This window comes from Comamonas sediminis, from assembly GCF_041107495.1.
GTDB lineage: Bacteria > Pseudomonadota > Gammaproteobacteria > Burkholderiales > Burkholderiaceae_C > Comamonas > Comamonas sediminis.
The window spans coordinates 554,410-579,043 of sequence record NZ_JBGBDC010000001.1 but is presented as its reverse complement, the minus strand read 5'-3'; the positions used below and the strand labels follow the sequence as shown (position 1 = coordinate 579,043).

General features: G+C 66.5%; 16 protein-coding genes. 12 read left to right on the top strand and 4 right to left on the bottom strand.

The features are described 5' to 3' along the window. The first annotated feature begins 61 nt into the window (after positions 1 to 61). On the top strand, positions 62 to 2,452 hold the full coding sequence (locus AB7A72_RS02480; protein WP_369458919.1) for a DNA polymerase II: 2,391 nt from the start codon (positions 62 to 64) through the stop codon (positions 2,450 to 2,452). A gap of 95 nt (positions 2,453 to 2,547) precedes the next feature. Here AB7A72_RS02480 and AB7A72_RS02475 read toward each other — a convergent pair whose 3' ends face one another. From AB7A72_RS02475 to AB7A72_RS02460, 4 genes are all read right to left on the bottom strand, one after another. Next, the gene (locus AB7A72_RS02475) at positions 2,548 to 4,158 is read right to left on the bottom strand and encodes a bifunctional aspartate transaminase/aspartate 4-decarboxylase (RefSeq protein WP_369458918.1); all 1,611 of its coding nucleotides are present in this window, start codon (positions 4,156 to 4,158) and stop codon (positions 2,548 to 2,550) included. Positions 4,159 to 4,261: 103 nt separating this feature from the next. Then, positions 4,262 to 5,947: an aspartate-alanine antiporter gene (aspT, locus tag AB7A72_RS02470; protein ID WP_369458917.1), complete on the bottom strand. Its 1,686-nt coding sequence runs from the start codon at positions 5,945 to 5,947 to the stop codon at positions 4,262 to 4,264. 635 nt (positions 5,948 to 6,582) lie between these two features. After that, a complete protein-coding gene (locus AB7A72_RS02465; protein ID WP_312459153.1) occupies positions 6,583 to 7,704 on the bottom strand; it encodes an NADH:flavin oxidoreductase/NADH oxidase in 1,122 nt (373 codons plus the stop codon). A 245-nt stretch (positions 7,705 to 7,949) separates the two neighbouring features. Continuing rightward, a complete protein-coding gene (locus tag AB7A72_RS02460; protein WP_369458916.1) occupies positions 7,950 to 8,852 on the bottom strand; it encodes a LysR family transcriptional regulator in 903 nt (300 codons plus the stop codon). A 205-nt stretch (positions 8,853 to 9,057) separates the two neighbouring features. On the opposite strand from AB7A72_RS02460, the gene AB7A72_RS02455 reads away from it, so the two are divergent. The 11 genes from AB7A72_RS02455 (at position 9,058) to AB7A72_RS02405 (ending at position 24,465) form a co-directional block, all read left to right on the top strand. After that, complete coding sequence (locus AB7A72_RS02455) at positions 9,058 to 9,567, top strand: sigma-70 family RNA polymerase sigma factor (RefSeq protein ID WP_369458915.1); 510 nt, start codon at positions 9,058 to 9,060, stop codon at positions 9,565 to 9,567. Beyond that, complete coding sequence (locus AB7A72_RS02450; RefSeq protein ID WP_369458914.1) at positions 9,564 to 10,571, top strand: FecR domain-containing protein; 1,008 nt, start codon at positions 9,564 to 9,566, stop codon at positions 10,569 to 10,571. Before AB7A72_RS02455 ends, AB7A72_RS02450 begins: the two co-directional genes overlap by 4 nt. A 252-nt stretch (positions 10,572 to 10,823) precedes the next feature. Then, positions 10,824 to 13,139, top strand: a complete 2,316-nt coding sequence (locus AB7A72_RS02445; RefSeq protein WP_369459101.1) for a TonB-dependent siderophore receptor — start codon at positions 10,824 to 10,826, stop codon at positions 13,137 to 13,139. Between the two features lie 100 nt (positions 13,140 to 13,239). Continuing rightward, positions 13,240 to 14,601: a sigma-70 family RNA polymerase sigma factor gene (locus AB7A72_RS02440; RefSeq protein WP_369458913.1), complete on the top strand. Its 1,362-nt coding sequence runs from the start codon at positions 13,240 to 13,242 to the stop codon at positions 14,599 to 14,601. A gap of 136 nt (positions 14,602 to 14,737) precedes the next feature. Further along, entirely contained in the window at positions 14,738 to 17,224 is a 2,487-nt protein-coding gene (locus AB7A72_RS02435; protein WP_369458912.1) for a TonB-dependent siderophore receptor, read from the top strand. Between the two features lie 204 nt (positions 17,225 to 17,428). Beyond that, positions 17,429 to 17,722 carry a DUF3649 domain-containing protein gene (locus AB7A72_RS02430; protein WP_369458911.1) on the top strand — a complete coding sequence of 98 codons (294 nt, stop codon included), beginning with the start codon at positions 17,429 to 17,431 and terminating at the stop codon, positions 17,720 to 17,722. A 1-nt stretch (position 17,723) separates the two neighbouring features. Further along, entirely contained in the window at positions 17,724 to 19,424 is a 1,701-nt protein-coding gene (locus AB7A72_RS02425; protein ID WP_369458910.1) for a PepSY-associated TM helix domain-containing protein, read from the top strand. Beyond that, the gene (locus AB7A72_RS02420; RefSeq protein ID WP_369458909.1) at positions 19,421 to 19,768 is read left to right on the top strand and encodes a DUF3325 family protein; all 348 of its coding nucleotides are present in this window, start codon (positions 19,421 to 19,423) and stop codon (positions 19,766 to 19,768) included. Before AB7A72_RS02425 ends, AB7A72_RS02420 begins: the two co-directional genes overlap by 4 nt. A gap of 94 nt (positions 19,769 to 19,862) precedes the next feature. Then, on the top strand, positions 19,863 to 21,041 hold the full coding sequence (locus AB7A72_RS02415) for an efflux RND transporter periplasmic adaptor subunit (RefSeq protein ID WP_369458908.1): 1,179 nt from the start codon (positions 19,863 to 19,865) through the stop codon (positions 21,039 to 21,041). Next, a complete protein-coding gene (locus tag AB7A72_RS02410; RefSeq protein WP_369459099.1) occupies positions 21,035 to 23,059 on the top strand; it encodes an ABC transporter permease in 2,025 nt (674 codons plus the stop codon). Before AB7A72_RS02415 ends, AB7A72_RS02410 begins: the two co-directional genes overlap by 7 nt. Positions 23,060 to 23,061: 2 nt before the next feature. Continuing rightward, positions 23,062 to 24,465 carry an efflux transporter outer membrane subunit gene (locus AB7A72_RS02405; protein ID WP_369458907.1) on the top strand — a complete coding sequence of 468 codons (1,404 nt, stop codon included), beginning with the start codon at positions 23,062 to 23,064 and terminating at the stop codon, positions 24,463 to 24,465. Positions 24,466 to 24,634: the final 169 nt, after the last annotated feature.

Below are 24,634 nucleotides of genomic sequence, written 5' to 3'. Positions count from 1 at the left end.
TCTTGAAGCCATGCAACGTCGGTCGCTGTGGCCCGCATCTTTTTGCTTTGCCTGATCTACCGTGCCCTCCACCCCCCTCCAAGGTTTCATCCTGACCCGTCATTGGCGGGACACGGCTGCGGGCACCGAGATTGAGTACTGGCTGGCGACCGATGGCGGTCCGCTGAAAGTGCTGCTGACCCGGCAGGCCTCAGTGGCGTTTGTCGAGGCGCGGCACCGGGTGGTGGTGCAGACGCAGTTGCTGGCGATGCCCGATACGAATCTGCGTGAGCTGGCCCTCAGGAGTTTTCAGCAGGAGCCGGTGCTGGGCGTCTATGCCAAGCACTACCGGCAGTTGGGCAAGCTCGCGCGGGGCCTGAAGCAGATAGGGGTATCGCTGCTGGAGGCCGATGTGCGCCCCCACGAACGCTATTTGATGGAGCGCTTCATCACCGCTGGCGTGCAGGTCGAAGGCGGGCTGTTGCAGGGCAGCACGGTGGTGGACTGCAAGCTGCTGCCCGCAGCGGCATACCGGCCGGCGCTCAAGTTGGTGTCGCTCGATATTGAAACCAGCCAGCACCAGGATCTGTATTCGATTGCGCTCGATGGCGCAGGCCAGCGGGTGGTGTTCATGCTCGGCGATGCGCCGGCGCCCGGTGGGCAGGCTGAACCCCCCGAACCCGCCCGCGATTTCAGGCTGATCTATTGCGCCAGCCGCAAGGCGATGATCGAGCAACTCAACGACTGGTTTGCGCGCCATGACCCGGATGTCATCGTCGGCTGGAATGTGGTCCAGTTCGACCTGCGGGTGCTGCAAAAGACCGCAGACGATTGCGCCACCCCGCTGGTGCTGGGGCGCGAGGGCCGGCCCATTGCCTGGCGGGCGCATCCGGGCAAGCAAGATTATTGGTTTGCGCCGATGCCGGGCCGTGCGGTCATCGATGGCATCGAGGCCTTGCGGGCGGCGGTGTGGAGCTTTCCGTCGTTCAGCCTGGAGAACGTGGCCCAGGCCTTGCTGGGCGAGGGCAAGGACATTGGCGACGAGTACGACAAGATGGCCGAGATCGAGCGCCGCTACCAAGAGGACAAGCCTGCGCTGGCGGTCTACAACATCCGCGATTGCGAGCTGGTGCTGCGCATTTTTGACAAGGCCCAACTGCTGCAGTTTGCGATGGAGCGGGCGCATGCGACCGGCCTGCAGCTGGACCAGTTTGGCGGCTCGATAGCGGCGTTCAGCCACCACTACCTGCCGCGCATGCACCGCCAAGGTTATGTGGCGCCCAATGTGGGCGATGTGCGCGGCAAATCCTCGCCGGGCGGCTATGTGCTGGATTCGCGGCCGGGCTTTTATGACTCGGTGGTGGTGCTCGATTACAAAAGTCTCTACCCCTCGATCATCCGCACCTACCTGGTCGACCCGGTGGGCCTGGCCGAAGGCCTGCATGCCAGCGATACCGCGTCACTGATCCACGGGCCGATGGACACGCGCTTCTCGCGCGACAAGCACTGCCTGCCCGAGATCGTCACCACGCTATGGCGCGCACGCGATGAGGCCAAGCGCAGCAGAAACGAGCCGCTGTCGCAAGCGCTCAAGCTGGTGATGAACTCCTTTGCCGGGGTGCTGGGTGCGACCGAATGCCGCTTCTTCAACCCGGCGCTGATCTCGTCGATCACCTTGCGCGGCCATGAGATGGTCAAGCGCACCAAGGCGCTGGTGCAGCAGCGCGGCTACGAGGTCATCTACGGCGATACGGATTCGATCTTCATCTGGCTGGGGTGCGCCCACAGCAACCAGGAAGCGCATGCGGTCGCCACATCGCTGGTCAGCGATATCAATGCCTGGTGGACGCAAGGCCTGCGCCAGGAACAGAACCTGGAGAGCTTTCTTGAGATCGAGTTCGACACGCACTATAAGAAGTTCTTCATGCCCACCATCCGGGGCTCGGATGTGGGCAGCAAAAAGCGCTATGCGGGCCTGAGTGTGGATGCCGATGGCAAGGAGGCCATGGTCTACCGCGGCCTGGAGATGGCGCGCAGCGACTGGACGCCGCTGGCGCGCCAGTTCCAGGAAGGGCTGCTCTCGCGCGTCTTCCAGGGGCTGCCCTACCGCGACTTTGTCATCGGCTATGCGCAGGCCACCTTGGCGGGCCAGAAGGATGATTTGCTGGTCTACCGCAAGCGCCTGCGCCACCGGCTCGATGCCTATGTGGCCAACCTGCCGCCGCAGGTGCGCGCCGCCCGCATGGCTGATGACTACAACCGGCGCCTGGGCCGCCCGCTGCAATACCAAAGCGGTGGCTGGATCCGCTATGTGATGGGCAAAAGCGGGCCCGAGCCGTTGGAGGTGCGCCAGTCGCCGATCGACTACGAGCACTACCTGAGCAAGCAGCTGCAGCCGATTGCCGATTCGATCCTGCAGCCATTGGGGGAGGACTTCAGCAGCCTGACCTCGATGCAGCAGGAGCTGTTCTAGCGGCCTGCTGCAGGGGTCTGCTGCAGGGGTGGTGGGGCAGGCGAGGGCAGCGCCGCGCGGGCCTGCGCGGCACCCTCGCTGCGCCTGCGCCGCGCTTAAGCGGCTCCGCCCTTGCCGCCCGCCTGGGCCTGGAACTGCGCATACAGCTCATCGACCATCTTGCGCAACGCGCGGCCGATGGCGGCGTACTCGTACTCGTTCAGGTTGGCGAGCGATGCCCGGCCCGATGGCCTGTCGGAGCCAAAACCCCGGCCTGGCAGCAGCACGATACCGGTTTCATCGGCAATGCGGAACAGCATGTCGCCGGTTGAGGATTGCTGCACTGCCCAGTCGGAAAATTCCTGGCCATAGAGCCGGCAGGTCACACTCTGCAGGTCGATCAAGGTGTAGTAGTTGACGGAGTTGGGGTTGTGCAGCGGTGGCATGCCCAGCTCGCGGTACAGGGTGGCCTCGCGGCGGCGGATCAGCTGCTTGAGCGCCTGCTTGTAGGCGTCGGCTTCATCGATCAGCGCGAACAGCGAGAACAGCACCATCTGCACCTGTTGCGGGGTCGACAGGCCGGCCGTATGGTTCAGCGCCACGACACGGCTGTCGGCCACCAGGCGGTCGATGAATTTGAGCGATCGCACATCGGGCAGCAGTGAGCGGTAGCGGTGGTCCAGCTCGAGCTTGGCGCTCTCGGGCAACTGGGCCAGCGCCTTGTCGAAGACGTTCTCCTTGTGCGCGGCAATCACGCCCAGGCGCCAGCCGGTGGCACCAAAGTACTTGGAGAAGGAGTAGACCAGCAAGGTGTTGTGCGGGCAGACCGAGAACAGCGACTGGAAGTCATCGGCAAAGGTGCCGTAGACATCGTCGGTCAGCACCATCAGATCGGGCCGGTGGTCGGCAATGATGGTCTTGATGCGCTCCAGGCTGCGCTGGTCCATCTTGACCGACGGCGGGTTGCTGGGGTTGACGCAGAAGAAGATCTTGACGGCCGGGTCGCGCAGCTTGTCCAGCTCCGCATCGGAGTACTGCCAGCCATTGTCCGGATCGGCATGGATGGGTACCTCCTCCAGCGCGTACTGGGCCAGCTCCGGGATCTCGATATACGGTGTGAACACGGGCATGCCGATGGCGACCTTGTCGCCGGCCTTGAGCAGGCCGCTGATGCGCAGGCTCTCGAAGATATAGGCCATCGCGGCCGTGCCGCCTTCCACCGCAAACAGATCGACCGACTCCACCGGCACGGCGCCACCGGCCATCTCGCGCACGATGTACTGGCGCACGATCTTCTCACTCACGGTCAGCATCCGTGGCGGCACCGGGTAGTTGCATCCCAGGATGCCGTCCACCATCTCATGCAGAAAGGCGGCCGGGTCCAGGCCCAGCTGGTCGCGCACATAGCTGAGCGCCTTGGCCAGAAAGCGCACACCTTCCTGGTCGCGGTGTTCGGCGGTGTAGCGCTCGAAGCGGTTTTCGATGCCTTCGATATTGGCCAGGCCGCCGATGCCGGCCGTCATGTACGAATACGACAGCTCGGACTCAGCCGCTGCAAACAGCCCCAGGCGGAAGAAGGCGCGCCGGGGCGTTGTCGCCAGAAAGTTCGGGTTGCCACGCCCGGCGTTGAGCATCAGCCGGTTGGCCTTGCCCGATGCCACCTTGATCAATTCATCCTTGAGCTCGAACGGGCTCAAATGGGCCAGACGCTGGTAGTCCTGAGACATGGTGCAACTCCTTGCAGTCGTTGAAAAACGGGATAAACGGGAAACGGGGGGCGGCACGGTGCCGCCGGTGGGTCACTGGATCAGTGAGAGGGCGCAGCGCCGCTCAGGCAAAAGCGATCACCAGCGGGCCCAGCAGTGTCAGAAACACATTGGCCAGCGCATAGGTGATCGCAAACGGCACCGTGGGGATGGCGTTGCCCGCCTTGTCCAGCACCTCGCCAAAGGCGGGGTTGGCACTGCGTGCGCCCGACAGGGCCCCTGCAAAGATGGCGACGTTCTCATAGCGCAGCACATACTTGCCAAACAGCATCGCAATCAGCAGCGGCACGATGGTCACCACCATGCCCATCAGGAACAGGCTCAGGCCTTGCTCCATCACCGTGCTTACCGCCTGCTGGCCCGATTGCAGGCCCACCATGGCCACAAAGCCGGCCAGGCCCAGATCACGCAGCAGGGTAGAAGCGGCCGTGGGCATATTGCCCAAGGTGTGCTTGCGGCTGCGCCACCAGCCAAACAGCAGCCCCGCGAGCAGGGCGCCACCGCCGCTGCCCAGCGTGATCGGGATCGAGCCGATGCGCAGCACCAGCAGACCGATCAGCAGCCCCACGGTGATGCCCAGACCGTGGAAGACGAAGTCCGTCTTGTCGCTGGGGATGAGGATGGGCCCCACCGACTGCGCGGCATTCTGCACATCCTGCGGCGTGCCAAACAGGGTCACCACATCGCCGGGCACGATCAAGGTGGTGGGGGTGATCGGCAACGGCGAGCCCGAGCGGGTCAGCGCCACCGCATAGACGCCGTGCTTGAACTCGGGCGTCAGGCTGTCGAGGATGTCCTTGACGCTGCGGTTGAGGTACTGGCTGTTGGTGATGGACACATCGCGGCGCACCATCACCACGTCCATGTCTTCGGCGCTTTGCAGCTCATCGCCAATGCTGGCACCCAGCGCCACCACCGCTGCACGCCGGCCCACCAGCAGCACTATGTCGCCCGCTTCCAGCACCAGCTGGGGGTCCACCCCCACCAAGGCGTTCTTGCGGCGGATACGCTCGATGGTGACCGAGCCTTGCTGCGCACTGGCCTCCAGCTCGGCCACGGTCCGGCCTGATTGCTTGACCTTGAAAATACGGCCCACCAGATCGGGCGCCGCAGGCGATTCGCCAGCGCCATAGACATGCACGCCCTTGAGCATTTCCTGCTCGGCCTGGATGGCGTCGTCATGGATCTTGCGGCCGTTCAGCCACTGCAGCACATTCACGCACAGCAAGATGGCGCCGAACGAGCCAAAGATATAGGTCACTGCATAGCCGATGGCCACATTGGCCTGCATGCGCTGCACCTCATCGGCCGCCAGGCCCAGCTTCTCGATGGCCGAGCCCGCCGTGCCAATGATGGCCGACTGCGTCATGCCGCCAGCGGCCAGCCCTGCGGCCAGGCCCTTGTCCAAGTGGAAGACCCGCGCCAGCACCACGACGGTGACCAAGCCTGAGAGAGCCACCACCGCCGCCATCAGAATCTCCTTGATCGACTGCCGCCCCAGAGAGCGGAAGAACTGGGGCCCGCTCTCGAAACCCACCGCATAGATGAACAGCGCAAACAGCACTGCCTTGATGCCTGAATCGATCTGGACCCCCACCTGGCTGATCAGCACCGCTGCCAACAGCGACCCTGCCACCCCCCCCAGCTGGAACGAGCCGAACCGCAGCTTGCCGATGCCGTAGCCTAGTGCGAGCGCTGCAAACAGCGCAATCTCCGGCGCCTGGTGCAAGATACCTCTGAGCCAATCCATACGAGCCTTTCAGGTCAAGAGAACGTTGCCCTACCGCCCCGAAGCCATCAAAGCGGTGTACAGCGTGTTAAGAATTGTTTGCATTGGGCGCCGACCACATTAACTGAGACGGAAAAAATCTGCATGTAGGACAGCACAGGCAAAATCTTTCAGCGGCCCGTTGTTGATACAGATCAAATAACGCCTTGCCATGCCCAGACGCCAGGTCCGGTGCAGCGCCGGCCTGCCATGCGCGAAGACGGAGGCTGGAACACGCAGTAAGCAGACACCTCGGTAGGCAACGCATGCCGGTACTGGCCCGGCTTACCGGGGGGCGAGGAAATAGTGCGGTGCCGATGCATTCTTGCCACATCAATGGCGATGGTTATGCGTCGTTTGGATTGGCTTTAATGGCTTTTGGATAAATCGCCGGCGAGGAGAGCGCCATCGACGGCCGCGCGGCGCGGTGAGCCCCAGGCCGCGCTTTGGCCCCCGGTCTCCCCGCACACCGGCTGCACCATGGCGCCAGCAGTTCCCGCTGTACAGCCCGGCGGGCATGGGCTTGGACGGGCGGCAACTGCGCCCTGTGCTGCGCCCGCTGTACCCGTTAAGCGGGCAAAGGCCTGCGCGGCCACGGCCGCGCAGGGATGCAACGATCAGGCGGTGGCTGCCCGTTTGCCGGCGCCCCGGTAGCGCTCCAGCCAATGCGCGTAGGGGGCCGGCAGTACCCAGTCAGGCCGCGCTGCCTTGAGTTGCTGGGCCAGCGTGTAGGGGTAGTGCGGGTTGGCCAGCATCGAGCGGCCCATCATCACCAGCGACATCTGGCCGTCGGCCACGACGCGCTCGGCCAGCTCGGCGTCGTCAATGCCCCAGCTCGATGCGACGGGCAGGCCGGCTTCGCGGCTGACGCGGGCGGCAATCGGGGCCAGGAAGGCGGGCTCGCCCCACGGGATCTGCACGCCGGGGATGACAAAGTTCACGCTGACATTGAGCAGGTCCAGGCCCCCTTCGCGCATGCGGCGCACCAGCTCGATGGATTCGGCCAGCGTCTCTTCATCGCGGCCATCGTATTCAATGACGCCAAAGCGGGCAGTCAGCGGCAGGTTCTCGGGCCAGACTTCGCGTACGGCGGCCAGCGTTTCCAGCGCAAAGCGGGCGCGGTTGTCAAAGCTGCCGCCATAGGCATCCTGGCGCTGGTTGGAATGGGCCGAGAAAAAGCTCTGGGCCAGGTAACCATGGGCAAAGTGCAGCTCCAGCCATTTGAAGCCGGCGGCCAGTGCGCGGCGGGCGGCGGCGACAAAGTCAGCCTTGACGCGCGCGATATCGGCCAGGGTCATCTCGCGCGGCACGCGGCCCAGATCACCACCAAAGGCAATGGCCGAGGGGGCAATGGTTGGCCAGGCGCGCGGGTCGCTCTCGGGGATATGGTCGTCGCCTTCCCAAGGGCTGTTGGCGCTGGCCTTGCGGCCGGCGTGGGCAATCTGGATGCCGGGCACAGCGCCTGCGGCCTCGATGCCGGCAGCGATGCGTGCCAGGCCGGGCACATGGGCGTCATCCCAAAGGCCCAGGCAGCCAGGGCTGATGCGGCCGTCGGCCGAGACGCCGGTGGCCTCGACAATCACCAGGCCCGCGCCGCCCCGGGCGATCGACGGGTAGTGCACCTGGTGCCATTCGTTGGTGAATCCATCGGTGGCGCTGTACTGGCACATCGGAGGCACGGCAATGCGGTTGCGCAGGGTGACGTCTTTGAGGGTGAAGGGGGTAAACAGGGCAGACATGGATATGCTGGATATACAAAAGAAAAGAGGGAATGGGTCGGCCGTGCAGCCTGCCGCGCCGCAGACTGTTTGGCATCTGCCAGGGCAGGCATTGGCTGCCCCGGGCAGGGCTTCACGCAGGCCGTCCACTGCTCGCAATTGAGGCGCCCTGGCCATAAACCAAATGCTGGTTTTTTATGGCAGCCATCTGGCTGGCTGATATCAGCCCCTTCCTGCGCTACCTCTGTGACCCCGCGTTTGCGGGACTACTGCATCGCCGGCATCGATGCAAACAGCAACTCACGCAGCCAGCGCTGTGCCGGGTCGTGGTGGCTGCGCTCATGCCAGACGGCCAACTGGCTGAACCCTGGCACCTCCACCGGCGGCTTGCAGACCGACAGTCCATCCATGCCTGCCACCAGGCGGCTGGGCAGCACCGCCACCATGTCGCTGGAGCGCAGGATGTCGGGCAACACCACAAAGCACTTGAGCGACAGGCTCACCTCACGGCGCTGGCCCAGCTTCTCCAGCGCCTCATCCACCACGCCGTGGAAGCCGCCGCCCTCATACGACACCAGCGCATGGTCCAGCGCGCAGAACTGCTTGACGCTGAGCTTGCGGCCCGCAGCGGCGTGGCCCTCGCGCATCACGCAGACATAGTGCTCCTGGAACAGCTGGCGCGCATGCATGTCCTGCGGCGTGTTGTCGCCGGTCAAAAACGCCAGGTCGATATCGCCGCGCTCCAGCTGGCCCTGCACCAGGCGCGGCTCCAGCGGGATCAGTGATACGCGGATGCTCGGCGCCTGGCGTTTCAAGGCCGCCAAAAAGGGCACGGCAATGGCGCGCAGCGCATAGTCGGTCGCGGCAATGCGGAAGGTGAGCCGGGCGGTGCTGGGGTCAAACACCGGTGGCTGCAGCAGTGCATCGATCTCGCACAGCATCTGCTTGATCGGCAAGGCCAGATCCAGCGCGCGCTGCGTGGGCACCATGCCGCGCTGGACGCGCGCAAACAAGGGGTCGGCAAAACTCTCGCGCAGGCGCTGGAGCATGCCGCTCATCGCCGGCTGGGTCAGCCCCAGCCTGCCGGCGGCACGGGTCACGCTGCGCTCATCGAGCAGTGCGTCCAGCGCCTTGAGCAGGTTGAGGTCCATGTTCTTGATATCTCGCATGCTTATCGAAATCTTTGAATAGCCAAATTTGGCTGATATTGTCGCCACCCGGCCTTCCCTGCTTGGCATTGCGGGTTTGGGCCAAGACACTGCTGAAGGCAGGGTGCCCGTGGTGCGGACGGCAGAGGGGTCAAATACCACTGGTTACAATGCGATTAATTCCTATTTGCATTGTCTCTGGGCATCTCTGCATGCCCCCAGCCCTATGTCCAGCGCCGAACCCCCTGTGCATTCAGAAGTCGCCACGCTCTATGCCGACCACCATGGCTGGCTGCAGGCCTGGTTGCGCCGCAAGCTGGGCGATATGCACCAGGCGGCCGATCTGGCGCAGGACACCTTCATGCGCTTGCTCACGCGCGAGGAGCCGGTGCAGGCGCGCGAGCCCCGGGCCTTGTTGACGACGGTGGCCCAGCGTGTGCTGGCCAACCACTACCGCCGCCAGCAGCTGGAGCGCGCCTATCTGGAGGCGCTGGCCCAGGTGCCGCAGGCCACGGCTATCTCGCCGGAAGAGCGGGCGCTGCTCTTGGAGGCGCTCGACGAGATCGACCGCATGCTCGATGGCCTGCCCCCCGCGGTGCGCCGCGCGTTCTTGATGGCCCAGCTCGATGGCATGAAGCAGGCCGAGATTGCGCAGGCGCTCGGCCTGTCGCTCACCACCGTCAAGCGCTACCTGCTGCAGGCGGGCATGCGCTGCTTTTTTGCGGTGGCGCCATGACGGCCCCCGGTGCCTTGGCCGTACCGCCCGAGGTAGCGCGCAGCGCGGTGGAGTGGTGGCTGCAGCAGCAAGAGGGCGCGCTGACGGAAGGCCAGCACCAGGCCTGGCTGGCCTGGCGCGGTGCGGACCCCTTGCATGAAACGGCCTGGCAGCACCTGGCCCGGGTCAACGACAAACTCAGCGCGCTGGCGGCGCCTGGCAGCAGCGGCGCGGCCGAGGTGGCGCGGGCGGCGTTGGCGCCCCGGGGATCGGCGCGCCGCCGCCAGGTGGTGCAGACCTTGGCGCTGCTGGTGTTTGGTGCGGGCATCGTCTGGCAGGCAGAGCAGCAACTGCCTTGGCGGCGCTGGAGTGCCGATGTGCGCACGGCCCGTGCCGAGCGCAAGCGCATGCGTCTGGAAGACGGCACCCAGCTGGTGCTGAACGGCGCAACGGCCTTGAACATCGACTACAGCGCAGGCCTGCGCCGCCTGCAGCTGGTGGAGGGCGAGGTGCTGATCACCACGGCAGCCGATCCCCAGCAACCTGCGCGCGACTTTGTCGTGCAGACACGCGAAGGCCTGGCACAGGCGCTGGGCACCCGTTTTTCGCTGCGCAGCCTGGCGGGTGGGGGCAGCCTGGTCAGCGTGTTTGATGGTGCCGTGCGGCTGACCCCGGCCCACAGTGCCGGGGCCGGGCCTGTGCTGCAGGCCGGTTTTAGCGCCGTATTGCAAGCCGCGTCGGTATCGACACCGCAGGCGGTGTACGAAGAAAGCCTGGCCTGGACGGACGGCATGCTGGTGGCGCGCGGCATGCCGCTGGCCGACATGCTGGCCGCGCTGCAGCCCTATAGCGTGGAGCGCCTGGTCTGTGATCCGGCAGTGGCGGGCCTGCGCATGTCGGGCAGCTACCCGCTGGCCGATGTGGCGCGGGTGCTGGCCACACTTGATGCCTTGCCAGGTTTGCGGGTGCGCAATCTGGTGCGCTGGTGGGGCCAGCGCGAGGTGGTGGTAGAGAAGGCGGTCTAACTGCCATAAAAATTTCTAAAAATTTCGAGCCAGCCTGGTCTGTTTTTCGTTCTCGCGGGACATGTCAAAGGAAAGCGGCATGGCGCCGTCTTGCACGGCGCTCCTGCCACCCGTCCTCTTTTCTTTGTGATCACCATGGCCAAGTCTTCTGTCCACCCGCGTCCCGCTGCCGGGCTGTCTGCGTTGAGCGCTTCTTCCGCAACCCATGTCTGGGCCTGCCGCAGCCTGGTGCTGGCGCTGGCCTGTGCCGGCATGGCCAGCAGCCATGCCCAGCCCGCTGCTGCATCGCAGGCCGTGGGGGCCAGCCGCAGCTACCAGATCCCGGCCGGCGCACTCGAAGATGCGCTGAACCGCTTTGGGCGCGAATCGGGCCTGCTGCTGTCCTTCACGCAAGCGCAGGTCCAGGGCTTGCGCAGCGCGGGCCTGCAGGGCAGCTATGCGCCGGATGAGGCACTGCAGCGGCTGCTGGCCGGCACCGGCCTGGCCCTGCAGCGCACCGCCGCTGGCGCCTATATCTTGCAAGCCGCGCCGCGCCCGGCCGTGGCACCCGCCAGCGCCGGCCAGGCGGGCGATACCACCTTGCCGGCAGTCACGGTGACTTCGCAGCGCGGCCAGGCGCAGCAGAGCTATGCCAGCCCCGGCCCCGTGTCTGCCACCAAGCTGGGCGCCAGCCTGATGGAGACGCCGCGCAGCATCTCGGTCGTGAGCCAGGCGCAGCTGCAGGCCCAGGCGCCCAAGAGCATCGAGCAGGCGCTGTCCTATACACCTGGCGTGGCCACCGAGGTCACCGGCGCCGATGTGCGCATGACGGGCGCCATCATCCGGGGCTTCAGCGATGGCAGCTCGTACTACAAGGATGGGCTGCGCCAGTTTGCCGCCGGTACCTATGGCTCCTGGAACGACGAGATCGACGAGATCGAGAGCCTGGAGGTCATCAAGGGCCCCGCCTCCATGCTGTTTGGACAGGGCCGGCCCGGTGGTGTCATCCATATGCTGTCCAAACGGCCCGAGGCGGACCATGTCAACAGCGTGGGCGCCTCGTATGGACGCTACCACCGCGCCCAGCTCACGGCCGATCTGGGCGGTGCGCTGGATGCCGACGGCAAGCTGCTCTACCGCTTGAACCTCAAGGGCCGGGACAGCGATGGCCGCTCCATCGGATCGCGCGACGACCGCCTGGCCATTGCGCCATCCTTGCTGTGGAATATCTCCAACCAGACCCAGCTGACGGTGCTGGCCAATTACTCACGCGAGCGCAGCACGCCCAAGCCCTGGTGGCCCAGCCTGTTCACCTATCCGCAGATCAAGCAGCTGTCGCCCAAGCTAACAGCGGGCGACCCGGCGTTTGACCGCTTTGACCGCGACACGCGCTCGCTGGGCTATGCGTTCTCGCACCAGACCGACAGCGGCTGGACGCTGACGCAGAACCTGCGCTACTCCACGATCGACATCGACTACCGCCACATCTATGCGATGGATGTGCTGGCCGATGGCGACAGCGTGACCCGCGCCAACCTGGCCCAGCGCACCAAGGGCAAGACCCTGGCGATGGACAGCCGGGCGCAGAAGGACCTGCGCTGGGGCGATGTGGAGCACCGCATGGCGTGGGGCGTCGATATCACCAAGTACAAGGAGCGCGGCGGCCTGGGCTTTGGCTGGGATGTGCCCAACCTCAGCCTGAGCGCGCCCGTCTATGGCCAGTCGATTGCGGTGCCTGAGCTCGAAGACAGCAACAGCGACCTGCGCCAGACCGGTATCTACACCCTCAACCAGTTCAAGCGCGGGCCCTGGATTGCCAACCTCAGCCTGCGCCATGATGTGGCCCGCACCACGCAGAACAGCAGCAGCCAGCCACGCATGCGCGACAACGCCACCACCGGCAGCGTGGGCCTGCTCTACCAGATGGCCAATGGCCTGGCGCCGTATGCCAGCTACGCGAGCTCGTTCGACCCGACCACCGGCCTGGCCTTTGATGGCAGTGCCTTTGCGCCACGCAAGGGCAAGCAGTACGAGGTCGGCATCAAGTACCAGCCGCCCGGCAGCAAGAGCGTGGTCACCGCCTCGGTGTTTGACCTGCGCCAGACCAATGTGACCACCCAGGACCCGGACCACCCGCGCTTCAGCGTGCAGACCGGCGAGGTGCGCTCGACCGGCTTTGAGCTGGAAGCGCAGATGGCCCTCACGCCAGAAGTGCAGGGCATGCTTGGCTTCACCTACCTGGACCCGCGCACCACCCAAAGCAACCGGCCAGCTGAGATCGGCCAGCAAACCTTGCAGACCTCGCGCCACATGGCCAGCCTCTGGCTGGACTACCGCCCGCGCAGCCTGCCGGGCGTGATGGTAGGGGCCGGCCTGCGCTATAAGGGCCGCTCGCCCTATAACCTGGCCTCCAATGGCAGCCTGAACTACAACGACGCGGTGACCGTGGCCGATCTGGCGCTGGCCTATGAAACGCCCCAGTACCGCGTGGCGCTCAACGTCAACAACCTCTTCAACAAGACCTACTACGCGGGCATCTTCCGTGGCGTGGACCGTGAGGCGACTGTGAGCTTCAAGTACTTCTTCTAAGTACGTGTAGTGATAAAAGCGCCGCTCCTGGGACCAGAGGACAGAAAATCAGTATGGCTATTGAGAATGATTCTCTTTACATGGCTTATGATCCAGCCCCATGGAATTGTCAGCCTCCTTCACCCGCGCGCTATTGACCGGCTTTGACCGGGCCTATGCCGACCTGGTGCGGGTGGCGACGCGCAGCACCGGCAGCCGCGATGAGGCGGGCGAGCTGGTGCATGAGGCCTGGCTCAAGCTGGCTGAGCATGCCCAGGCCAGTGGGCAGGCGGAGGCCGCAGGCGACCAGCCCGATGACAGCACAGCCTACCTGGCGGTGATGACCCAGCACCTGGCGCTGGATGCGCACCGCCGCCGCCAGCGCCACGGCCGCTATGTGGAAGGCGCTGTGCTGCAGGAGCAGCTGGCGCCCAGCCATGCGCCGGATGTGGCCGATTCCGTGATGTACCGCCAGGCGCTGGCGGTGCTGGAGACGGCACTGGCCGGCCTGCCCGAGCGCAGCCGCGCCGCCTTTGTGGCCCACCGCATCCATGGCGACAAGCAGCCGCTGATTGCCGAGCGGTTTGGCGTATCGCTGAACACCATCGAGCGCGATCTGATCCAGGCCAGTGCCTGTGTGGAAGACGCATTGCAGCGCTGGCGCGGCAACCACCTGGGCAGCGCCCGGCGTGCCGGCAGGCGCCGCAGCCTGGCCGCGCTGCTCAGTTTTGCCGGTGTGGGCCTGGGCGGCCATCTGGGCTGGCAGCAGTGGCAGCTTTACCGCCAGCAGCATGTGCAGTGGCAGGCCAGCTGGCAAAGCCCGCGCGGCCAGCAAGTGCGGCATGCGCTGCCCGATGGCTCCAGCCTGCTGCTCGATGCCCTCAGCCAGGCGCAGCTGCAGTATTTTGCGGCGCGCCGATCGGTGCAGTTGCTGCAGGGCGCGGCCTTTTTTGAGGTGGCGCGTGATGAGAACCGGCCGTTTGAGGTGCAGGCGGCCGGCCTGCGCATCACCGTGCTGGGCACGCGCTTTGGCGTGGAGATCACGCCGATGGGCCGGGGGCCCAGCCGGGTCAGCGTGCAGGTCGAATCCGGCCGGGTGCGTGTGGAGCCGATGGCCGAGGGCGACGCCATAGAAACGCCGCAGGATGATGGCTTTGTGCATACGCTGGAGGCCGGACAGGCGCTGCAGTGGGCGGCGGGCGACCGCAGCCCCGAGCTGTCGCCGGTGGAGTCGGCTGCCTCCTGGCGCCATGGCGAGCTGGTGTTCCAGCATGCCACCCTGGGCCAAGCGCTGGAGCGGCTGGCGCGTTATGCGCCGTTTGCGATGGAAGCCACCCCGGATGCCGCGCGCCTGCCGCTCAGCGGCCGGGTGCGTATTGCCCAGGCCCAGGCCTGGATACAGGCACTGCCCCGGGCCTTGCCGGTGCAGGTGCAGCAGCAAAGCGATGGCAGCCTGCTGCTCAGCCGCCGCAGCCGGTCTTGATGGAGCAGGGCACGGTATGGCACTGCACTACGCGGGCTACGGCAGCCGCGATCGAATTATTTTTCAGGAACTTTCAGGGCCGATCGTCCTTGTGGTGAGCGTCTGCTTTCACCCCCTCTTCACAAGGACGATTTTCATGCCTTCATTGCTTTTCCGTGCCCGGCACACACCGCTGGCCCATGCCGCACTCTTGCTGGTTTTGGCGCTGCCGCTGCAGGGCGCACTGGCGCAATCCGGCGCCCCGGCGCAGACCCAGCGCTTTGACATGGCCGCCCAGCCGCTGGCCGCTGCGCTGGACCAGTTTGCCCGCCAGGCCGGCCTGCAGCTGGTATTTGCCCCCGAGCTGGCCGCTGGCCGCCAGGCGCCGGCACTGCATGGCCAGCTGCCGCTGCGCGAGGCGCTCGACAGCCTGCTCAAGAACAGCGGCCTGCATGGCCGCATGCAGGATGGCACCTTGACGGTAGAGACGGCGCCCACGCGCGAGAGCACCTTGGCCGAGGTGCGGGTGCAGGCGCGCCGCGCGGTGGACGGCACCACCGAAGACACCGGCTCCTACACCAGTCGGGTGACCAGCATCGCCTCCAAGTCCGACCTGGCTTTCCGCGAGATTCCGCAGTCGGTATCGGTGGTGACGAGGGCGCAGCTCGATGACCGCCGCCTGACCGAGGTGCGCGATGCGCTGGCCGCCACGCCGGGCATCACAACGACCTTGACCAATGCCGAGGCCGCGAACTTCTTCTCGCGCGGTTTCCAGATTGACAGCATGCAGGTCGATGGTGGCGCGCCGCTGAACATCTCCAACTTCACCTACAGTGCCGCGCAGAACATGGATTTCTACGACCGGGTCGAGGTGATGCGGGGCGCATCCGGCCTGCTGGGCGGCGTGGGCGATCCGGGCGGCATCATCAACATCGTGCGCAAAAAGCCCTTGGCCGAACCGCGTGTGATAGTGCAGCAGTCGCTGGGCAGCTGGAACAACTACCGCAGCATGCTCGACGTGACCGGGCCGCTGGCGTTGGAAGGCCGGGTGCGGGGCCGGGCGGTGCTGTCCTATACCGACAGCGACTCCTTCATCGATATCAAGCACCAACGCTCACCCCAGTTCTACGGCATCATCGAGGCCGATCTGGGCCCCGACACCTTGCTGACGGCGGGCCTGAGCCGCGCCAACATCCGCAGGCGCGGCGAGGGCGGTGGCGATGTGCCGCGCTACAACGATGGCAGCGACATCGGCCTGCCGCGCAACACCAGCTTGACCCAGCCCTGGTCCACCGGCTTCACGCAGAACTCCGAGCTGTTTGCGGCGCTGGAGCACAGGCTGAACCCGAACTGGCGCGCCAAGCTGAACGTGACCCGCACCTCGTCCGACTACGACGGCACCACCGCCTTTGGCTATGGCGCGCTGGACCGCGAGACCGGCACCGGCGTGACCTGGAACGGCGGCGGCCACTACCTGTACAAGAACACCCAGACCGTGGTGGATGCCAGCCTGTCGGGCAACTTCTCGCTGCTGGGCCGCACCCATGAGCTGGTGCTGGGCGTGGACCGCCAGAGCGTCGAGAGCTTCTGGAATGTGGGCTACTCCAGCGATCCATCCGGCGTGGTGCCGATTGATGTGTTCAACCCCGGCAGTTGGCAGCCAGCGGCGGCGGGCCCGGTCTCGCGCCGCTACAACCCCTGGGGGCAAAAGCAACTGGGCGGCTATGGCGTGCTGCGCTTGCATCCCACCGACCGGCTGCATGTCATCCTGGGTGGGCGCTACGCCAAGTACAAGTTCAACCAGGTGTATGAGTCGATGGATGGGGCCGGCAACTGGGAGTTGGCATCGGGCAGCCGCTTCAGTGAGCCGGGCAAGTTCAGCCCCTATGGTGGCGTGATCTATGACCTGAACGGCCAATGGTCTGCCTACCTGAGCTATGCGTCCATCCTCAAGCCGCAGGCGCTGTCCAAGTCCGGCCCGCCGCCCGGCGATTCGCTGGCACCTGTCAAGGGCAAGAGCTATGAGGCCGGCCTCAAGGGCGAGCTGATGGAGGGCAAGCTCAATGCCACCTTCAGCGTCTTCCATGTGGCGCGCACGGGCACGGCGGTGCTCGATACGCGCTACCCCAGCAACCACGAGGAATGGTCGGGCAACTGCTGCTACCTGCCACAGGGCCGGGTCACCAGCCGGGGCTTTGATGTGGAAGTGGGCGGCGAGCTGCGTCCGGGCTGGCAAGCCTCGGCGGGCTACACCTATGTTTCCACCCGCGATGAGACCGAAGGTGCGCCTTTCAGCAGCATCACGCCGCGCCATCTGCTCAAGCTGAGCACGGCGTATACCTTGCCGGGCGAGCTGTCTGCTTGGCGCGTGGGGACCAGCGCCCACATCCAGAGCAAGCACAATGTGAAGGACACCTTGTATGACGCGGACTGGAACCCGGTGCGCAGCTATGACTTCACCCAAGGCGGCTACGCCGTGTGGAATGCCATGCTGCAGTACAAGGTCGACCCGCGCTGGACGGTGACCCTGAACATCAACAACCTGTTCGACAAGACCTACTACCAGTCGGTAGGTTATGCGAGCGGCAGCAACTACTACGGCAGCCCGCGCAGCGCGATGCTGACTTTGCGGGGGACCTTCTAAACAAAAAAGCGCCGGGGCGTTGGCTTGAACCAGTACCGTTTGAGGGCCCACCCGCTGCCACAGGCGGGAGGATCCTCGACAGGTGCTTACAAACCAAATGGCCCTTTTTCGCATCTCGTTTGTCATGTAAGAGGAGGGGCCTGAAAAGGCCCATCGGCGACCCAAAAAATTGTTTACCCCGCAACCACCACGATGCCCCTATCCATGAACCCCATTTCTAACGCCCCCAGCGCCCACCCGGGCCTGTCCGTCCTGAGCCGCTTGCTGGCCGCCGTGTTCGGCGGCTACCTGCTGGCCAGCGCCTTGGCCGTCTTCCTGGCGGCCGTACTGCCGGCTGCCCGGGCTGAGGCCGTGCTGGCCGGCATGCAGTGGAGCTTTGCGCTGCATGCGCTGGCGGCGGTGTGGGCGTTCTCGCCGGTCTCGCCGGGCAAGGTCTGGCTGGGGATTGCGCTGCCCAGCGCGCTACTGGCAACCGGTGCCTTGGTGCTAGGGCGCTGACATGGGCAAGACCGTGATCGACAAGCGGCCGGGCAGCGGCGCAGCGCGCGGCGGGTTTCGCCAGGCGCAGGCCTGGCTGCATACCTGGTGCGGGCTGTGGTTCTCCTGGCTGCTGTATGCGGTGTTCCTGACCGGCACCCTGGCGGTGTTCCAGGAGGCCATTGGCCACTGGATGACGCCCGAGCACCATGCCGAAGAAGCGGCGCATGCGGCCGAGCAGGCCGCCACCGAGGCAGCAGGCCTGGCCTCCAGCCGGGGCCAGCGCCTGGCCTGGGGTGCGGCCTTTATGGAGAAGTACCACCAGGGCGCTGAGATGTGGGAGATCTGGCCGACGGACGCCAAGGGCGGCGGTGACCTGAAGGTCTACTGGTTTGACCAGAAGCGCCAATACGCCGATGCCGAGCTGGACACCCGCACCGGCGAGCCTTTGGACGAGGGCCACCATGGCGCGATGCGGGCGACGATGGGCGGCGAGCATTTTGTGCATTTCCACTACGAGCTGCATGCCGGCCAGGCCGGGTTGTGGGTGGTGGGTGTTGCCGGCATGGCCATGCTGGTGGCGCTGATCAGCGGCGTGGTCACGCACAAGCGGATTTTTCAGGACTTCTTCACCTTCCGCGCCCGCAAGGGCCAGCGCAGCTGGCTGGATGCGCACAACGCGGTGGCGGTGTTGACCCTGCCGTTTCAGCTGATGATTGCCTACACCGGCGTGGCGATATCGGCCCTGACCTTTATGCCCGCCGGCATCTGGAGCCAGTACGGCATGGCGCCCCATGACCGCCAGACTTTTGCGGCCGAGCTGGCTGAGCCGGGCAAACCAGCGCGCTCGGGCGAGGCCATGGCTGTCCCCGATCTGGAAAGCTTTGCCGCACGCGGCCAGGCGCTGATCGGCCAGCCGGTGCGTGCGGTGGTGGTAGACCATCCCGGTGATGCGGCTGCGCGCGTGGGCATCTATGGCTGGAACAGCGATGCCGATGCGGACAAGCGCCTGAGCCCCAATACCGGCATGGCCATGTTCTCGGCCGCCAGTGGCGAGCTGCTGCAGCTGCGCTTGCCCGGCAAGGCCGAAGGCGGGGGCGCCTCGCTCGCCCAGTCGGTAATGGGCGGGCTGCACATGGTCAAGTTTGGCGGCTGGCCGATGAAGTGGCTCTACTTTGTCTGCGGGCTGGCGGGCACCGCGATGATGGCCACGGGCGCCATCCTGTTTGTCGTCAAGCGCCGCAGCAAGCACATGGGCGAGTTTGGCAGCGCCACGGCCGCCGTCTACCGCTTGATCGAGGGGCTGAATGTGGCGGCCATTGCCGGCCTGGGTGTGGCCTGCATTGGCTACCTCTGGGCCAACCGCCTGCTGCCGCTGGAGCTGCCGCAGCGCGCGCAGTGGGAGCTGGGCGTCTTCTTTGGGCTGTGGCTGGCCGCGCTGCTGCATGGCCTTGTGCGCGCCCCGGTCAAGGCCTGGCTGGAGCAGATGGCACTGCTGGCTGCGCTCTGCCTGCTGCTGCCGGTGCTGAATGCGTTGACCGTGGGTGACCACTGGCCCGCGCAACTGCTGCGCGGCGATTGGGAAAGCGCCGGCGTGGAGCTGGGCGCCTGGGCCTTTGGCCTGGCCGCCGTCTGGGCCTGCCGTGTGCTGTGGCGCCGCCGCGCGTTGGTGGCGGGCAAGGCGGCATCTTCAACCGCAAACAAAGTACAGGTGGGCGCATGACCAGTTGGCAAGCATCTGGATACGCATTGGCGCTGGCCTTTTCCGGCATGACGGCACTGGCCTTTGCGATGGACCGCCACCATGCGCAGTTGACGGGCGAACAAGAGATTGCGAGAGGGCGCAGCCGCTTGCTGCGTCTGCTGGGCAGCTTGCTGCTGGCAGCCGCCGTGCTGCCCAGTGTGGGCGGCTGGGGCGCCACCGTGGGGGTGGTGGCCTGGCTGGGTTGGATATCGGCCGGGGCGCTGGTGGCCGTGCTGTGGATTGCGGCTGCGCCGCGCTGGGCGGCGCGTGCAGCGGCTGCAGCGGCGCCGCTGGCCTTGTTGGGTTGGTGGTGGTGGGCCTGAAGGCCTGTTGAAGAACCGTGGAGGGGACGATGGTGGGGGAAGCAATGACGGGTGTGCACAAGCAGTGGCTGGGCGTGGCTGAGGGACATATCTCATGAAGGCCCCGCGTGTCGGAGTGACCGTGGTGGCCGTTGCGGCGGTAGTGGCAGCGGCGGTGCTGTGGTGGTCGGGCCGCCCGGCCATGGCCTACCAGAGCGAGCCGGTGGCGCGCCAGGATATCGAGGCCACGGTGACGGCGATTGGCACCTTGCAGCCGCGCAGCTATGTGGATGTGGGTGCCCAGGTCTCGGGCCAGATCCTGAAGCTGAAGGTGGCGCCCGGTGCCGAGGTGGCCAAGGGCGATCTGCTGGTGGAGATTGACCCCAGCGTGCAGCGTGCGACGGTGGATGCGGGCCGTGCCTCGTTGGCGGGCCTGCGCGCCCAGCTGGCCGAGCAGCAGGCCCAGCACCGGCTGGCGGGCCAGCAGCTGCAACGCCAGCAGCAGCTGAGCGCACACGAGGCCACGCGCGAGGAAGACCTGCAGACCGCCCAGGCCAACCTGGCGATGGCCGTGGCGCGCATGGACCATTTGAAGGCCCAGATCAGCCAGACCCAGGCATCGCTGAAGGCCGACGAGGCACGCCTGGGCTACACCCGCATCTATGCGCCGATGGCGGGCACCGTGGTGTCGGTCGAGGCACGCGAGGGCCAGACTCTGAATGCGACCTACCAGACGCCCAATATCCTGCGCATTGCCGATCTGTCGGCAATGACGGTCTGGACCGAGGTGTCCGAAGCCGATGTGCGCCGCGTCAAGGAGGGCATGCCGGTCTACTTCACCACCTTGGGGGGCGCCGGCCAGACCAAGCCCCGGCGCTGGAAGGGCCAGGTGCGCCAGGTGCTGCCCGCGCCCGCAGCCAGCCAGGCCCAGCCGGCCGGCAATGCGCAAACGCCGGCACCCGCCACCAAGGCCGTGGCCTATACCGTGTTGTTTGACGTGGGCAACGACGACGCCGAGCTGATGCCGCAGATGACGGCACAGGTCGTGTTTGTCAGCGCCCGTGCCAGCCAGGCGCTGGCGGTGGCGCTGACGGCGGTGGAAGAAGACAAGGCCCGCGACGGCGCCCATGTGGCCCGGGTGCTGGATGCCAACGGCCAACCCCAGACCCGCAAGGTGAAGCTGGGCATACGCAGCCGCCACCAGGTGGAAGTGCTGGAAGGTCTGGCCGAAGGCGAGAAGGTCGTCATCGGCGAGACCGCGCTGGAGCGTGGCCCCAGGTGGCTGCAATGGTGAGCGGCCCGGTGGGCGCAAACCAGCCACTGATCGCACTGCGGGGCATTCGCAAACACTATGGCGACCCCGCCAGCGGCCAGCCGCTGGTGACCGTGCTGCACGGCATTGACCTGGATATTTACGCGGGCGAATTTGTGGCCGTCGTGGGCAGCTCGGGCTCGGGCAAGTCCACCTTGATGAACATCCTGGGCTGCCTGGACCGGCCCAGCGATGGCAGCTACCACTTCCAGGGCCAGGATGTGGCGCAGTTCGACTCGGACGCGCTGGCCTGGCTGCGGCGCGAGGCCTTTGGCTTTGTCTTCCAGGGCTACCACCTGATTGCCAGCGAAAGCGCCAGTGAGAACGTGGAGATGCCGGCCATCTACTCCGGCCTGCCGAAGGGCGAGCGGGTGCAGCGCGCCCATGGCTTGCTGCAGCGCCTGGGCCTGGGCGAGCGCCTGGGCAACCGGCCCAACCAGCTCTCGGGCGGGCAGCAGCAGCGCGTGTCGATTGCGCGCGCGCTGATGAATGGCGGCCACATCATCCTGGCCGACGAGCCCACCGGCGCACTTGATTCGCACAGCGGCGCCGAGGTGATGGCGCTGCTGCGCGAGCTGGCCGCTGCCGGCCACACCATCATCCTGATCACCCACGACCGCGATGTGGCGGCGCAGGCGCAGAGGGTGATCGAGATCAGTGACGGCCGCGTTGTGGGCGACAGCGCCAGCCAGCCCGAAGCGCCCGCCGCCGCAAGTGCAAGCGCGAATGCAAGCGCGAGTACAGGCGATGGCACGCGCATGCAGCTGGCGCCTGTGCCCATGGGTGGCAGTGCCTCGGCCGCGCCGCTGGTGGCCGAGCTGATAGAGGCCGCGCGCTCGGCCTGGCGGGGCATGCGCCTCAACCGGGTGCGCACCAGCCTGACCTTGCTGGGCATTGTGATCGGCGTGGTGTCAGTGATCGTGATGCTGGCCATTGGCGAAGGCGCGCGGCGCAAGGTGGTCGAGCAGATGGGCACCATGGGCACGGCGATCCTCTACATGGGCAGCAAGCCGCCAGCGACCGGCGGGCCAGCAGGCCAGATAACAGAGGAAGACCTGGACGCCTTGCGTGAGCTGCCCGAGATACGGCGCGTGATGCCGGTGATTGGCGACCCCATCACTGTGCGCTATGGCAATGCCGACAAGCAGGTCTATGTGTTTGCCGCCAGCGAAGAGATGCCGCTGGTGCACCACTGGAAGCCCAGGCTGGGCCGCTACTACACGGACACCGAGGACCGCGACCTGGCGCCGCTGGTGGTGCTGGGCCACAAGGCGCACAAGCACTTCTTCCCCGACACGCCCAACCCGCTGGGGCGGCAGCTGATCATCGGCACCTCGGCCTTCGAGGTGATTGGCGTGATGAGCGAGCGCGGGGCGGATTCGGGCGCGCAGGACTATGACGACATGGTCTTCATCCCCTACCAATCGGGCCGGGCACGCGTCTACCAGGCGCAGACCCAGCCGGACTATGTGGTGGTCGAGGCCATGTCCTCCGAGGTGGTCAACGAGGCCGAGACGGCCATCCACCGCGTGCTGCTGGCACGCCATGGCGGCCGCGAAGACTTTGGCATCGGCAATGCCGCCGCACGCATCCAGGCCGAGGCGGCCACGCGCCAGAGCATGGCGGTGATGCTGGGCCTGATTGCGGCGGTGTCGCTGGTGGTCGGCGGCATTGGCGTGATGAATGTGATGCTGATGACGGTGCGCGAGCGCACGCGGGAGATCGGCATCCGCATGGCAGTCGGTGCGCGGCAGAGCGACATCCTGCGCCAGTTCTTGACCGAGGCCAGCCTGGTGACCCTGTCCGGTGGCACCGTGGGCCTGGTGGTGGGCGCCTTGGTAGGCGCCGTGCTGGTGCTGGCCGGTGTGCCGGTGGTGTTTTCCATCCGGGCCATGGCCGGTGCCTTTGCCTGCGCGGTGGTCACCGGTCTGGTGTTTGGTTATATGCCGGCCAAGACGGCCGCGCGCCTGGACCCGGTACGGGCCCTGGCAGGAGAGTGAGTATGCAGATCTTCCCAATCGCCAGCGCGCTGGCAGCAGCCCTGGTGCTGGCTGGCTGCGTGTCGGCACCGCCGCCGGTGCAGCAGTCGCAACTGCAAGCGCTGGATGTGCCGGCCCAATGGCAGCGCAGTGACGCTGCCCAAGGCGGTGCCGTCAGCCAGGGTTGGTGGCGCAGCTTTGGCAGCGCGGAGCTGGATGCGCTGGTGGCCGATGCCCAGCAGCACAGCCTGGATGTGGCCGCCGCCATGGCCAGGGTGCAGCAGGCACAGGCCAGCGCCCGCTATGCCGGGGCCGAGCTGTTGCCCACCGTCAATGCCACGGCCCAGGCCGGGCACCAAGGGCGGCTGGGCGGCCATGCCGAAACGACGGGCCGCAACCTGTCGGTGGGCCTGGCCGCCAGCTATGAGCTGGACCTCTGGGGCCGCCTGCAGTCACAGCGCGATGCGGCAGGCGCTGCGCTGCGTGCCAGCAGTTTTGACCATGACACGGTGCGGCTGTCGGTCACCGCTGCAGTGGCAGATGCCTGGCTGCTGAACGTGGGCCTGCGTGAGCGCGGCGAGATTGCCCAGCGCAATCTGCAAACCGCCGAGCGCCTGCTGGCGCTGGTCGAATCCAAGGCCAGTTTTGGTGCGGCCACACCGCTGGAGCTGGCGCAACAGCGCGGCCTGGTGGCGGCGCAGCGCCGCGCGCTGGCTGCGCTGGACCAGCAGCAGGCCGATGCCCGGCGCAGCCTGGCCTTGCTGCTGGGCCAGGCGCAAGGTCCTGCCGTCCGCCAAAGCAGTGTGCTGGCCTTGCAGGTGCCTCGCATTGACCAGGGCGAGCCGATCGCGCTGGTCACCCGCAGGCCCGACATTGCCCGCGCCGAGGCCCGCTTGCAGGCGGCCGATGCGGATCTGGAAGCCGCACGCGCCGCGATGCTGCCCCGCCTGAGCTTGACGGCCGGGCTGGACGCACAAGGCCGGCAACTGCACCGTGTGCTGGACAACCCGCTGTACTCGCTGGCCGCAGGCCTGGCTGCGCCCATCTTTGATGCCGGCCGCCTGGCCGCCAACCGCGACCTGGTGATCGCCCAGCGCGAGGAGTTGCTGCTGGCCTACCGCCAGAGCATTGTCCAGGCCTTCAGCGATGTGCAGACCGCGTTGAACGCCGTTGCCGGTGTGCAGCAGCAGGCGCTGGCGCAAGAGGAAGAACTGCGCCAGGCCCGCAAGGCGCTGGCGCTGGCCGAGGCCCGTTACCGCGCCGGCGCCGAGACGCAGCTGGTGCTGCTCGACACGCAGCGCTCGCTGTACCAGGCGCAGGACTTGGCGGTGCAGCTGCACCAGGAGCGGCTGCGCGCCAGCGTGGCCTTGTACAAGGCGCTGGGCGGCGGCTGGGGGCAGGTGCAGGGCGAGGCCACCAAGGGCTAGCGCTTTAACGCTTCTGGTTGGCCAATGCCGCCAAGGTGGTGGCCAGTGCGGTGGTGACGCGCCCGGTTGGTCCATGGCTTGCATGCCGGAGATGGAGCCGCTTTTGATCAAGCCCCTTAGCGCGCATGCCGCCATGAGCGGGGGCATGCTTGGGGGCTGGGATCAGGCT